Source organism: Marinobacterium sp. xm-g-48 (assembly GCF_013282925.1).
Classification (GTDB): Bacteria; Pseudomonadota; Gammaproteobacteria; order Pseudomonadales; family Balneatricaceae; genus Marinobacterium_E.
The window spans coordinates 31,688-43,542 of the sequence record NZ_WBYQ01000006.1; the positions used below are offsets into that span (position 1 = coordinate 31,688).

Sequence of the window (11,855 nt, forward strand, 5' to 3'; positions counted from 1 at the left end):
CCCCATTCACACAATTAGCTCTATTCTGCGTCGAACGGCTCTGGCAATAGCCAGCTGTCTAAACGGTTACGTAGCTGATCAACGCCCGTTTTCTTCAGTGCTGAAAAGACCTGTACGCTGACTTTGTCGGCCAGACGCTCTTTGGTCTCTTTCTTAATTTTCAACAACGTAGCCTGAGCTGGGCCGCGTTTTAGCTTGTCGGCTTTGGTGAGCAGAATGTGCAGTGGCACGCCCGTAGATTCACACCAGTCGATCATCATCTCATCGAACTCTTTCATCGGATGGCGGATATCCATCACCAGTACCACCCCGCGCAGACATTGACGGCGCTGTAGGTAGTCATCGAGATGCTTTTGCCAGTGCTCTTTCATTGCGATCGGCACTTTCGCATAGCCATAACCAGGAAGGTCGACAATGCGCACACCTTCGACATTCAGATCGAAAAAGTTGATCAGCTGGGTGCGACCTGGTGTTTTTGAGGTGCGCGCTAAACTGTTTTGATTGGTTAGCGAGTTAATGGCACTCGACTTGCCGGCATTGGAGCGCCCAGCGAAAGCAACTTCTGCACCGACATCCTCTGGACACTGACTGAGTTTTGCTGCGCTTATAAGAAAACGTGCTGTGTTGTAATGAATTTGTTCTAACTCTTCAGTCATATCTGGCCTTTAGTACTATATAAGTACGGGGTTTATCGGTTTTCGTTATAGATGATTAGGTTTATAATGCACCGCAATTTTAGCGCTGTCGTCAACTCGTAACCACCAAAAGTGAAAAAAACGAGCGCGTTGAACGGATTCGACGAAGCCAGCACCACTGGTTTCAAACTTTTCAAAGATGAAATGTGGGTAGAGAGCCATGAAAAAAGTATTACTCGGAATGTTGATCAGCGTTGGTCTGGTTAGCGGATCGAATGCGGCAGATGTCGCTCAATTAACGGCTGTATGTGCTGGCTGTCACGGTGCTGATGGTAACAGTATGGTGGGTAACTTTCCTAAGATTGCCGGCCAAGGCCAGCCATACCTGCTAAAGCAGCTTAAAGAGATCAAGTCAGGTGCACGTGCTATTCCTGAAATGACCGGTCTTCTTGATGCGATGAGCGATGATGAGCTTGCTGCGATTGCCGCTCACTACGCGGGTAAAACGATGGTTGGTGGTCAGGCAGATCCAGCACTGGTTGAGCTTGGTCAGAAGATCTACCGCGCAGGTAACCCAGAGAGTGGCGTTGCAGCGTGTACTGCCTGTCACGGTCCTGCAGGTAAAGGCATTACGTCTGCAGGCTACCCAGCTCTAGCGGGTCAGCACGCTCAATACACTGAGAGCACGCTTAAGAAGTTCTACTCAGGTGAGCGTAACAACGATCCAAACGCGATGATGCGTACGATCGCTGCGAACATGAAAGAGAACGAAATGAAAGCGGTAGCCGCTTACATCCAGGGTCTATACGAGTAATCGTAGACTTCTATAAAGAGGCAGCTTCGGCTGCCTTTTTTGATTTCAGCTTCAATTCAGCCATGACCATTACTTTAGTTATTAAAGATAAATTCCAAGGAACTAAATCATGTTAAGACGTTCATTCAATCTGTTTGCTGTTGCCGTTTTGTCGCTTGGCGCCACACTTGCTCATGCGACAGAGTGGAAAGCGGGTGAGCACTACACCGTTCTTAAGCAGCCTGTACCGACAGCGGATGCGAGCAAAATCGAGGTGGTTGAGGCCTTTGGTTACTCTTGTCCGCACTGTAATGCCTTTGAGCCGATGCTTCACGCTTGGAGCCAGAAGCTTGCAGACGATGTGACGTTTGAAAATATGCCGGTTGTGTTTGGCCGCAGTTGGGAGCCGCTCGCTCGTGCATATTACGTAGGTAAGCTATTGGGCGTTAAAGATAAGGTTCACCAAGCGATGTTTGATGCGATTCATGTTGAACGTCGTCGTTTCCGCAGCCCAGAAGATATCGCTGAAGTATTTGAAGAGCATGGCGTGTCGAAACAGGACTTCCTTAAGACCTACAATTCCTTTGCGGTTGGCATGCAGTTGAAGCAGAGTGATGCGCGTGTCCGTGGATACCAGATTCAGGGTGTACCCAGCATCATCGTTAACGGTAAATACTTAGTCACCTCTACTCTAACGGGCTCACACGCCAACATGTTGAAAGTGGCAGAACACCTAATCGAGAAAGAGCGCAACGCTCAATAAAGGCACAATAACCTTCTAACAACTGCTCCTTTTGGAGCAGTTGTTTTTTTATACTCCTCTAAGGTGGCATAATAGCGGCTTCATTATCGATCAGTGCTGGCGGCCGTTTCGTGCAAAGCATTCTTAGAATCATCAAAATTTATTGGGTTATCGCCCGTTTTCGTCTTGATACCTTCATCAACACGACCCGCTTGCCTTGGTACCTTCGCCTTGTGGTTACGCTTTTGCCTTGGCGTCTCTTCTTCCGTGCCAACGGCAGCTCTGAGGCGCGTTTACGCGGCGCATTGATCGCTTTAGGTCCTGTATTTATTAAGTTTGGACAGACCCTATCAACCCGACGTGACTTGCTGCCGCCAGATCTCGCCAATGAGTTGGCACTTCTGCAGGATCGAGTGCCTCCGTTCGAAGGCGCACAAGCGCGTAAGTTGATAGAGAAACAACTGGGTGCCAGTGTCGATGAGCTTTTTGCAGAGTTCGATGCCGAACCCCTAGCCTCGGCATCCGTTGCCCAAGTTCATCCAGCCCGACTGAAAGATGGCCGTGCTGTCGTTGTTAAGGTGATTCGCCCTGGTATTGAGCGTGTGATCCGCCAAGATGTTGCGCTGCTCTATGTCATGGCTCGTATGGTGCAGAATCTTTGGTCCGAGGGTAAGCGCCTGCGCCCCGTTGAGGTGGTTGAAGAGTACGAGCAGACCATCTTTGATGAGCTCGATCTGCGTAAAGAGGCGGCCAATGCGACTCAGCTAAGACGTAACTTTGCCGACTCAGATATTCTTTACGTGCCCGAAGTTTATTGGGACTTCACGCGTCAAAGCGTCATGGTGATGGAGCGTATATCCGGTATTCCTGTAGCGGATGTCGACGCTTTGCAAGCTCAGGGTACCAATATGGAGAAGCTGGCTGAACGTGGCGTAGAGATCTTCTTTACCCAAGTCTTCCGTGACAGTTTTTTCCATGCTGATATGCACCCAGGCAATATCTTTGTGTCGCGTGAAAATCCTGACGACCCACAATACATTGCCGTTGATTTTGGTATTGTGGGATCGCTTTCACCTGAAGATCAGAGCTACCTGGCCCGTAATATTTTGGCCTTCTTCCAGCGCGACTACCGTTTGGTGGCACAGCTACACATCGACTCCGGTTGGGTACCTGCTGATACCAATGTTCACGCTTTCGAGACCGCTATTCGCAGTGTTTGTGAGCCGATTTTTGAAAAGCCATTGAAGGACATATCCTTTGGAATGGTGCTGTTAGGACTGTTTCAGACGGCGCGTCGCTTTAATATGGTCGTGCAACCTCAGCTGATTCTTCTACAAAAAACCTTGCTCAATATTGAAGGGCTGGGTCGGCAGCTCTATCCAGAATTGGATCTTTGGAAAACGGGTAAACCCTATCTAGAGAACTGGATGAAAGAGCGTATGGGTGTCAAAGCGATGATCAAGAATATCAAGCAGCAGGCACCGGATTGGATTGAGAAGTTACCGCAAATTCCACAACTGGTATTTGATAACTTGCAACAAAACCGTCAAGCGGGTGAGTTAGAGTACCAACGCATGCTGGCTTTGCAGCAAGCGCAAGAGCAGCGATCACGTAATACACGCCGTACCCTACTGTTGGCAGCCACTTTAGCAGCTGCGACAGCATTGGCAGAGCCGGCCGTATTGGCTTGGGTAGAATCCCTACCCGGTTATGCTTGGCTGCCAGCCGGTTTGGCTTGGCTGCTTGTGTGGCGGGCATAGGAAAGAGAGATGTCTTGGTTAGATGAAATTAAGTGGGATGATCGTGGTTTAGTACCGGCGATCGCTCAAGATTACAAAACCGGTGAAAACCTAATGGTCGCTTGGATGAACCGCGAGTCATTAGAGTTGAGTGTGGCCGAAGGGCGTGCCATTTATTGGTCGCGTTCGCGTCAAAAGCTTTGGCGTAAAGGTGAAGAGTCGGGTAATGTTCAGCAGCTGCACGCGATCCGTTTGGACTGTGATGCAGATGTCATTCAGTTGAGCGTTGAACAAATTGGCGAAGTGGCTTGTCATACAGGTCGTCGTAGCTGTTTTTACCGTAAGCTCAATAGTGAGACCGGCGAATGGCAAGTTGAAACGGACGTGCTGAAGGATCCAGCGCTGCTGTATGCGAAAGAGGATACCAAAGGTGAATAACGTTATTGGCGAACTGTCCGCTATTCTTGAAGAACGTAAAGGGGCGTCAGCTGACTCGAGTTATGTAGCCAGTCTTTACTCTAAAGGGTTAAATAAAATCTTAGAGAAAGTGGGTGAAGAGGCGACTGAAACCATCCTTGCGGCTAAAGATGCAGAAAAGAGTGGTGACAATTCGGAGCTAATCTACGAAACTGCTGATCTTTGGTTCCATACCATGGTGGCGTTAAAGCACTTAGATGTGTCACCGGAACAGGTTTTAGAGGAACTGGCACGACGTTTTGGTCTGTCAGGCCTTGAAGAAAAAGCAAATCGCACCAAATAATAGGTGTATAACAAACTAAAACAGAACAACAACGCGTTAGGAGAACTGTAATGGGTTTTGGTGGTATCAGCATTTGGCAATTGGTTATCGTACTCGGCATTATCATTCTGCTGTTCGGTACTAAGAAACTTCGTAACCTGGGTGGTGACGTAGGTTCAGCTGTAAAAGGCTTCAAAAAAGCAATGTCTGATGAAGGCGCAAAAGAAGAGCCTAAATCAATCGCTCAAGAGAGTGATGCAGAGTTCAAAGCTGCAGACGCTGAAAAAACTGAAGATAAAACCGAATCTAAGTCTTAATTTAAGATGTTTGATATCGGTTTTGCCGAGCTGCTCATCGTTGGTGTAGTAGGTCTGGTCGTACTTGGTCCAGAGAAACTGCCGACAGCAGCTCGCACGGTTGGCCTATGGGTAGGTCGTATTCGCCGCTCTATCGGTTCGATTCAACGCGAGATCAATGAAGAGTTGCGCGTTGACGAGCTAAAACGCACCACGGCGATGAGCAAAGATCAGCTAGAGAAAGAGCTTGGTGATGTTACCGAATCTTTCCAGCGTCCTTTTGGTGAGGATTCGCCTGCAGAAAAAGCAGCACCTGACGCCCCCAAAACCGACTTTGACCCAACTTCATTTACCAGTGACCCTTCCGTTCACGAAGCTTACAAGCCAACCGCCGTAGCCGAAGAGAACGCTCAAGAAGAGAGCGCTGCCCAAGTCGCTGAATCAGATGTTGCCGAGCCGGTAACTGCTGAACCAGCTGAGCAGCTAGCGGACAATACAGAGCAGAATGAGCCAAACAAACACAGCTGATAAAGAGCAGCCATTAATTGCCCACCTAATCGAGTTACGCCAGCGCGTCATGCGCATCGTGTTGTTCGTGTTGGTGATTTTTGCGGGGCTTTTCTACTTCGCGAATGATCTTTATGCCTACCTATCGGCACCGCTGACTGCGCTGCTGCCTGAAGGGACCAGCATGATCGCGACGGACGTTACGTCGCCGTTCTTTGCGCCCTTTAAATTGGCATTGGTGTTAGCGGTATTCATCGGTATCCCTTACATTCTGCATCAGATCTGGAGCTTCATCGCACCGGGTCTATACGAAAATGAGAAGCACCTTGCCGTGCCTCTTCTGATCTCATCGATCTTCCTCTTCTACGCCGGTATTGCCTTTGCCTACTTTGTGGTCTTCCCACTGGTATTTGGCTTCTTTACCAGCGTAGGTCCAGAGAACGTTGCGGTGATGACGGACATCAGCAGCTATTTGAACTTCGTTCTAAAACTGTTCTTCGCTTTCGGTGTGGTCTTCGAGATCCCTATCGCAACGCTGTTACTGATCTGGTCAGGCGCGACAACTGCACAGTCACTGGGTGAAAAACGTGCCTATGTGATCGTTGGCTGTTTTGTTGTCGGCATGCTGCTGACACCGCCAGATATCATCTCTCAATCACTACTCGCGCTGCCAATGTGGCTGCTGTTCGAAGTAGGTCTGATCATGGGCCGTATCTTTGTTCGCAACACGGATGAAGAGGAGTTTGAAGATGAGTTCGCCGCGGCCGAAGCCGAAGACGATGCAAACCGTTCAGACTCAGAAGAGACTGATAGCAGCGCTAAAAGCTAAGTTTTAACGCTGCTCAATGCCTCAGATCGACAACCCCCCTCGTAAACCCTTTGTTACGCGTGGTGCTAATGTAAAGCGCTGTGAACATTGCCGTCTGCCAATCACCGCCTGTATCTGTGAGTACCGATCTGAGGTTGAATCACAGGTTGAGTTTGTGGTGCTGATGCATCGCTACGAAACCTATAAACCCACCAATACCGGTAGGCTAATCGCCGACAGTATCGCTAAAACCCGCGTCATAGAGTGGCAAGGTCGCAAAGAGCCAGGTGACGAGTTAACAGCTTTACTGAACGATCCCTCTTATCAGCCTATCATTGTCTTCCCACCCGCAGAGGACTACCTCGAGCGAATGACAACGCCCGTTGAGGTCCAACAACGTTCGGGTAAGCCACTTTTAATTCTGCTGGATGGTACCTGGCGACAAGCGCGCAGGATCTTCCGCCACTCTGACTACCTACAACATCTACCAGTGATCAGTCTGGATGAAGTGCGCGAGTCGAGTTATGGATTGCGCAAAGCGATTCATGAAGGACAACTCTGCACCGCCGAAGTTGCCATCGCACTGCTTGAACAGTTAGGCGATGAACCTGCCTCGAACCACCTCAATGCCTATTTCAAACGCTTTAATCAGCACTACGTCGCTAGTCGTGGTCGATTAGCCAAGCGTGATCGTGACACAGGCGAACTAGTTTAAGTTCTTTTTTCGCCAAGCTCTTCGATGACCAACATAGATATAATTTATCAAGGCCATAAACATAATAAATTTTATTATGTATTTTTGTTATGTAACTATAACCATATCGACTGAAGATAAGTCGAAATTAAATTAACAATGGAGATAAACCATGGCTTTACGTATTAATGATACTGTCCCAAATCTTGATCTTGTCACTGATCAGGGTGAATTCAAGCTTCATGATTTCATTGGTGATAGCTGGACAATCCTTTTCAGCCATCCGAAAGACTTTACTCCAGTATGTACAACTGAATTTGGCGCAGTTGCTCAACTGGCCGATGAATGGGCGAAGCGCAATACCAAAGTGATCGGTCTATCGGTTGACGGTGTTGATGAGCACAAAGAGTGGAAGTGCGATATCGAGAGCTTTGCCAATGCAAAGGCTAATTTCCCAATCATTGCTGATGAGTCGCTAGAGGTTTCTAAAGCACTCGATATGTTGCCAGCGGAAGCATACCTTCCTGATGGCAGAACAGCAGCTGATTCTGCTAGTGTTCGAGTTGTATTCATTTTTAGCCCAGATAAAAAGCTTCAGCTTTCGATGACATATCCGATGTCTGTTGGTCGCAATTTTGCTGAAGTACTGCGTGCGCTTGACGCACTTCAAGCTTCTTACGGTGTGCCAATTGCGATGCCAGCTAACTGGGTGCCTGGTGAGGACGTAATCGTAGCTCTATCACTTAACGATGAAGAGGCTAAAGAGCGTTTTGGCGATGTAGACATCAAGCTGCCTTACCTACGCACCACTAAGCAGCCCTCTTAAGACCGGTTCTGTAATAAGACCCAGCCATGTGCTGGGTTTTTTATTGCTTGATGCAGTGCACAATGCGATAGTTGGGTGAGTCCCAACTTCTGGAGCCTTGTTGATGAAGCTAGTCATTGCCCCTGATTCGTTCAAAGAGAGCCTAGATGCAGAAGGCGTCGCACGTGCGATTGCCAAAGGCATTGAGTCAACGCTAACGGATGTCGACATTCACTGCGTACCTGTGGCGGACGGTGGCGAGGGAACGACGGAAGCGCTGATTGCAGCAACCTCTGGGAAGCAACACACGGCCGAAGTGACGGGGCCATTAGGGGGCTCCCTCAATGCTATCTGGGGCGTACTGGGTCACCAAGAGGGTGTGCCACTGACAGCGGTGGTCGAAACAGCGGCAGCCTCAGGATTGGATAAGATACTGCCTGAACAGCGTGATGCCCTAACAGCTTCAACCTATGGTACGGGTGAGCTGATCCTTAAAGCCCTGGATCAAGGCGCGCGTCGCATCATTATGGGCTTAGGAGGCAGTGCCACCAATGATGGTGGAACGGGATTGTTAAGGGCTCTGGGTGCTAAGTTTCTTGATGCGGCAGGTCATGAACTTGCCGAAGGGGGTGCGGCACTGGCTGATCTGGATCGTATAGATCTAACCGGATTTGACCCACGTTTAGCCGAGACAGAGTTCTTAGTCGCCTGTGATGTTGATAATCCGCTGTTAGGTGAGCGGGGGGCTTCTGCTATTTTTGGTCCGCAAAAGGGGGCGACACCTGAACAGGTTCAACAGTTGGATGACGCCCTAACTCGATTGGCCGACGTGAGTGCTGACTTGTTGGGTAAGGATTTACGAGATCGTGCCGGCGCTGGCGCAGCGGGTGGCCTTGGCTACGCGTTGGTTCAGTTTTTAGATGCTCGCTTAGCACCAGGTATCGATCTGGTGCTGGAGGCGGTCGATTTCCATAAAACGCTTGAGGGTGCCGATCTGGTGATTACCGGTGAGGGACGCATGGACGGTCAAAGTCTAAGCGGTAAAACCCCGGTTGGCGTTGCACGTTGGGCTAAACAGCACGACCTGCCTGTAATTGCACTCTGTGGCTCTATTGGTGAGGGTGCAGAGGGCGTGCATGACGTGGGGATAGATGCACTTTTCTCAGTGGTTCCAGGTGTTTGTAGCTTGGAAGAGGCGCTTGCTAATGGCGCTGAAAATTTAGAAAGAACTGGCGCCCAAATTGGACGCCTGTTGAGCCTGAAGACTATTCAGCTTTAGCTGCGGCTTGTTGCTCAATCTCTGCACGAACGGTATCCATATCAAGTTCAGCCGCTTTGGTCAGCAGTTCGCGAAGCTGTCCCGCTTGCAGTGCACCGCCTTCGTTGTAGATCAGAATGTTGTCGCGGAAGATCATCAGTGTTGGAATCGAGCGAATGCGGAACTCTGCTGCAATTTGCTGTTCAACCTCAGTATTCACCTTACCAAAGACAACGTCTGGGAACTCTTCAGAGACGGTATCAAAGGTTGGGCCAAAGGCTTTACAAGGACCACACCAAGGCGCCCAGTAATCGACAATCACAAAGTTGTTTTGCGTAATGGTCGATTCAAAATTCTCTTGGTTTAGCTCAATAACCGCCATGTTGCTCTCCTAATGTTTAGTTTATATTAGAAACAGCTTATCAATGATTGATGGCAGTTAATAGGATTAAAGCGGTCTAGGTCTAAAACACTAGCGTACGTGATACATTAATTAAAATTTAGAAGAGTCCTTTATATGAACATAGATCGTTCTCTTTCCGTCGCAGTGACGGGTGCTACAGGCTATGTTGCTGGTTGGATTATTAAGCGCTTATTGGAAGAGGGGTTAACTATACATGCCACGGTGCGTGATCCCGAGGCCACCGATAAACTTAAAGCGTTGAACGCCTTAGCTGATGGAAGCCCGGGTACGCTTAAATTCTTCAAAACCGATCTGCTCTCCAAAGAGGGGTTTGCCGATGCGATCGAGGGGTGTGGTGTTGTATTTCATACCGCATCGCCTTTTACCTCAAATTTTAAAGACCCGCAGCGGGAACTTATTGATCCTGCGTTGATCGGTACCCGCAATGTGCTCGAGACGGCTAAATCCTTCGAAACCGTTAAGCGGGTGGTGGTCACCAGTTCTTGTGCTGCAATCTATACTGATGCGACAGAGTGTGACTCGGTCGAGGGCGGCGTGCTAACGGAAGCAAACTGGAATGAAACCGCATCCATAGACTATCAGCCCTATTCGTATTCAAAAACTCTGGCCGAACGTGAAGCCTGGCGCATCGCTGAGGATGCATCGTTTGACTTGGTGACGATCAATCCCTGTTTAGTGATGGGGCCAGCGATAGGTGGCATTCCAACGTCAGAGAGTTTCTCGATCATCGAACGTGTGGGTTCGGGTGAGTTCAAACAGGGTGCGCCACGTTTAGGTATTGGTTTTGTTGATGTTCGAGAGGTCGCAGAAGCTCATCTACGTGCAGCCTTCACCCCTGAGGCAGTAGGGCGCTTTATTCTTTCTGGACACTGTAGCGACCTACTAACCGCACTACTGACACTGCAAGCGCGATTCGGAAAGGACTACAAACTTCCCAAGAGAGCTGCACCTAAATGGTTGGTTTGGTTGCTTGCTCCGTTCATTAAATTGGATCGAAAGTTTATTGCTAACAACGTCAACATCGAATGGCGAGCGGACAACAGTAAGAGTCGGGAGGTATTAGGTATTGAGTATCGTCCACTCTCTGAAACGATGAATGATATGTTCGAGTATTGGGTGGAGCATCGATCGTAAAACACCGATCTTTAGACAACAAAAAAGGAGGCATTCGCCTCCTTTTTATATTGTGTGCAGTGCGTGCTTATTCAGCCGCTTCAGCTTCGCCTTGCTCTGCTTTCTGCTGTTCCATTACTTGCTGAACTTTCTGTGCGTACAAAGCATCGAAGTTCACCTGTGCAAGCATCAGTGCAGGGAAGCTAGCTTTAGTCGCTAGGTTGTCTACTGCTTCACGTGCGTATGGGAATAGAAGCGTTGGGCAGTATGCACCTAGAGTGTGGTGCAGCTGTGCTGGCTCAAAGCCGCTGATCTGGAAGATAGCTGCTTGCTGTACTTCGATCAGAAAGGCTGTTTCATCTTCTGTCTTAACGGTCACAGTCAGTGTTAGGTTCACTTCGTAGTGATCATCGCCCAGTACACGGCTAGCCGAATTAACATCTAGACCAACCTGTGGCTGCCAAGCTTTGTTGAAAATTTCTGGGCCAGCAGGTGTTTCAAGTGATGCGTCTTTTAGGTAGACACGTTTCATACCAAACTGTGGTGCTGGTTGCTGATTCTCTTCAGACATGTTGCTTCCTTACTTTTAATCGTTCTAATTATTCGCCGGCGTTGTTTGCCAGCAGTCCGTCCAGTTCACCATTGCGCTCAAGTGCGAACAGATCGTCGCATCCGCCAACGTGGTGCTCGCCGATAAAGATTTGAGGAACGGTACGTCGACCACTGCGTTCCATCATTTCAGCGCGTTTTGTTGGATCCTGATCTACGCTGATCTCGTTAAATGAAACACCTTTGTGATCAAGTAACATCTTTGCACGAGTGCAAAAACCGCATAGAGCTGAGCTGTAAATTTCTACTGTCATTTTGTTACCACTGGCATGCTTTGGTGGCGCCACTCAGAGATGCCTCCGGTAAGACGCATCGCCTGTGTGAATCCAGCCGATTTCATTTTGCGACACGCGGTGCCCGCTGTCTGACCCATGTTACACACTACAATGATCGGCTTCTCTTTGTACTGATCCAACTCAGTCATGCGGCGATCGAAATCAGCCAGTGGAATGTTGATCGAGTTAGTCAGGTGGCCAGTGCTGAAATCTTTGTGCGCTCGGATATCAAGAACAACAGCATCTTCTTTATTGATTAGGCGCGTTGCTTCAGCCGCCGTCACTGATTTACCGCCTTTCATACGCTCAGTAAAGATCAGCATGGCTAGGGTAAATGCCCAAGCAACAACCATCATGGTGTGATTGCCGATAAATTCGATTACGTTTTCCATTTCAGACCTGTGTATGCAATAAAAAT

The 11,855-nt window shown here is 48.9% G+C and carries 17 protein-coding genes; 12 read left to right on the forward strand and 5 right to left on the reverse strand.

What is annotated here, in order from left to right; translation table 11 throughout:
* Positions 1-20 precede the first annotated feature (20 nt).
* On the reverse strand, positions 21-656 hold the full coding sequence (gene yihA, locus XMG48_RS09575; RefSeq protein WP_173481848.1) for a ribosome biogenesis GTP-binding protein YihA/YsxC: 636 nt from the start codon (positions 654-656) through the stop codon (positions 21-23).
* A 199-nt stretch (positions 657-855) separates the two neighbouring features.
* Between yihA and XMG48_RS09580 the strand changes: the two genes are divergently transcribed.
* The 11 genes from XMG48_RS09580 (at position 856) to XMG48_RS09630 (ending at position 9,037) form a co-directional block, all read left to right on the forward strand.
* Complete coding sequence (locus XMG48_RS09580; protein WP_173481849.1) at positions 856-1,449, forward strand: cytochrome c; 594 nt, start codon at positions 856-858, stop codon at positions 1,447-1,449.
* A 109-nt stretch (positions 1,450-1,558) separates the two neighbouring features.
* Complete coding sequence (locus XMG48_RS09585) at positions 1,559-2,191, forward strand: thiol:disulfide interchange protein DsbA/DsbL (RefSeq protein ID WP_173481850.1); 633 nt, start codon at positions 1,559-1,561, stop codon at positions 2,189-2,191.
* A 110-nt stretch (positions 2,192-2,301) separates the two neighbouring features.
* Complete coding sequence (gene ubiB / locus XMG48_RS09590; RefSeq protein WP_173481851.1) at positions 2,302-3,930, forward strand: ubiquinone biosynthesis regulatory protein kinase UbiB; 1,629 nt, start codon at positions 2,302-2,304, stop codon at positions 3,928-3,930.
* A gap of 9 nt (positions 3,931-3,939) precedes the next feature.
* Entirely contained in the window at positions 3,940-4,347 is a 408-nt protein-coding gene (gene hisI / locus XMG48_RS09595; RefSeq protein WP_173481852.1) for a phosphoribosyl-AMP cyclohydrolase, read from the forward strand.
* On the forward strand, positions 4,340-4,669 hold the full coding sequence (locus XMG48_RS09600) for a phosphoribosyl-ATP diphosphatase (RefSeq protein ID WP_173481853.1): 330 nt from the start codon (positions 4,340-4,342) through the stop codon (positions 4,667-4,669). The genes hisI and XMG48_RS09600 overlap by 8 nt, the downstream gene beginning before the upstream one ends.
* 50 nt (positions 4,670-4,719) lie before the next feature.
* On the forward strand, positions 4,720-4,965 hold the full coding sequence (gene tatA / locus XMG48_RS09605; protein ID WP_173481854.1) for a twin-arginine translocase TatA/TatE family subunit: 246 nt from the start codon (positions 4,720-4,722) through the stop codon (positions 4,963-4,965).
* A 6-nt stretch (positions 4,966-4,971) separates the two neighbouring features.
* Positions 4,972-5,472, forward strand: coding sequence for a Sec-independent protein translocase protein TatB (tatB, locus tag XMG48_RS12215; RefSeq protein WP_173481855.1), 501 nt, complete (start codon positions 4,972-4,974; stop codon positions 5,470-5,472).
* Positions 5,450-6,280: a twin-arginine translocase subunit TatC gene (tatC, locus tag XMG48_RS09615; RefSeq protein WP_173481856.1), complete on the forward strand. Its 831-nt coding sequence runs from the start codon at positions 5,450-5,452 to the stop codon at positions 6,278-6,280. The genes tatB and tatC overlap by 23 nt, the downstream gene beginning before the upstream one ends.
* 16 nt (positions 6,281-6,296) lie before the next feature.
* Positions 6,297-6,974, forward strand: a complete 678-nt coding sequence (locus XMG48_RS09620) for a tRNA-uridine aminocarboxypropyltransferase (RefSeq protein ID WP_173481857.1) — start codon at positions 6,297-6,299, stop codon at positions 6,972-6,974.
* Positions 6,975-7,125: 151 nt separating this feature from the next.
* The gene (locus tag XMG48_RS09625; RefSeq protein ID WP_173481858.1) at positions 7,126-7,779 is read left to right on the forward strand and encodes a peroxiredoxin; all 654 of its coding nucleotides are present in this window, start codon (positions 7,126-7,128) and stop codon (positions 7,777-7,779) included.
* A 103-nt stretch (positions 7,780-7,882) separates the two neighbouring features.
* Positions 7,883-9,037: a glycerate kinase gene (locus tag XMG48_RS09630; protein WP_173481859.1), complete on the forward strand. Its 1,155-nt coding sequence runs from the start codon at positions 7,883-7,885 to the stop codon at positions 9,035-9,037.
* On the opposite strand, the gene trxA is transcribed toward XMG48_RS09630, so the two are convergent.
* A complete protein-coding gene (gene trxA, locus XMG48_RS09635) occupies positions 9,024-9,398 on the reverse strand; it encodes a thioredoxin (protein WP_173481860.1) in 375 nt (124 codons plus the stop codon). The two genes, XMG48_RS09630 and trxA, sit on opposite strands and share 14 nt — an antisense overlap.
* A 135-nt stretch (positions 9,399-9,533) precedes the next feature.
* Here trxA and XMG48_RS09640 point away from each other — a divergent pair, with 135 nt between their 5' ends.
* A complete protein-coding gene (locus XMG48_RS09640) occupies positions 9,534-10,574 on the forward strand; it encodes an NAD-dependent epimerase/dehydratase family protein (RefSeq protein ID WP_173481861.1) in 1,041 nt (346 codons plus the stop codon).
* 67 nt (positions 10,575-10,641) lie between these two features.
* Here the strand turns inward: XMG48_RS09640 and secB are convergent, their stop codons facing one another.
* Genes secB through XMG48_RS09655 form a run of 3 tightly spaced genes read right to left on the reverse strand, consistent with a single transcriptional unit; the run spans position 10,642 to position 11,829 of the window.
* On the reverse strand, positions 10,642-11,124 hold the full coding sequence (secB, locus tag XMG48_RS09645) for a protein-export chaperone SecB (protein WP_173481862.1): 483 nt from the start codon (positions 11,122-11,124) through the stop codon (positions 10,642-10,644).
* Positions 11,125-11,152: 28 nt separating this feature from the next.
* Positions 11,153-11,416 carry a glutaredoxin 3 gene (gene grxC / locus XMG48_RS09650; protein ID WP_173481863.1) on the reverse strand — a complete coding sequence of 88 codons (264 nt, stop codon included), beginning with the start codon at positions 11,414-11,416 and terminating at the stop codon, positions 11,153-11,155.
* Complete coding sequence (locus XMG48_RS09655) at positions 11,413-11,829, reverse strand: rhodanese-like domain-containing protein (protein ID WP_173481864.1); 417 nt, start codon at positions 11,827-11,829, stop codon at positions 11,413-11,415. Before XMG48_RS09655 ends, grxC begins: the two co-directional genes overlap by 4 nt.
* Positions 11,830-11,855 lie beyond the last annotated feature (26 nt).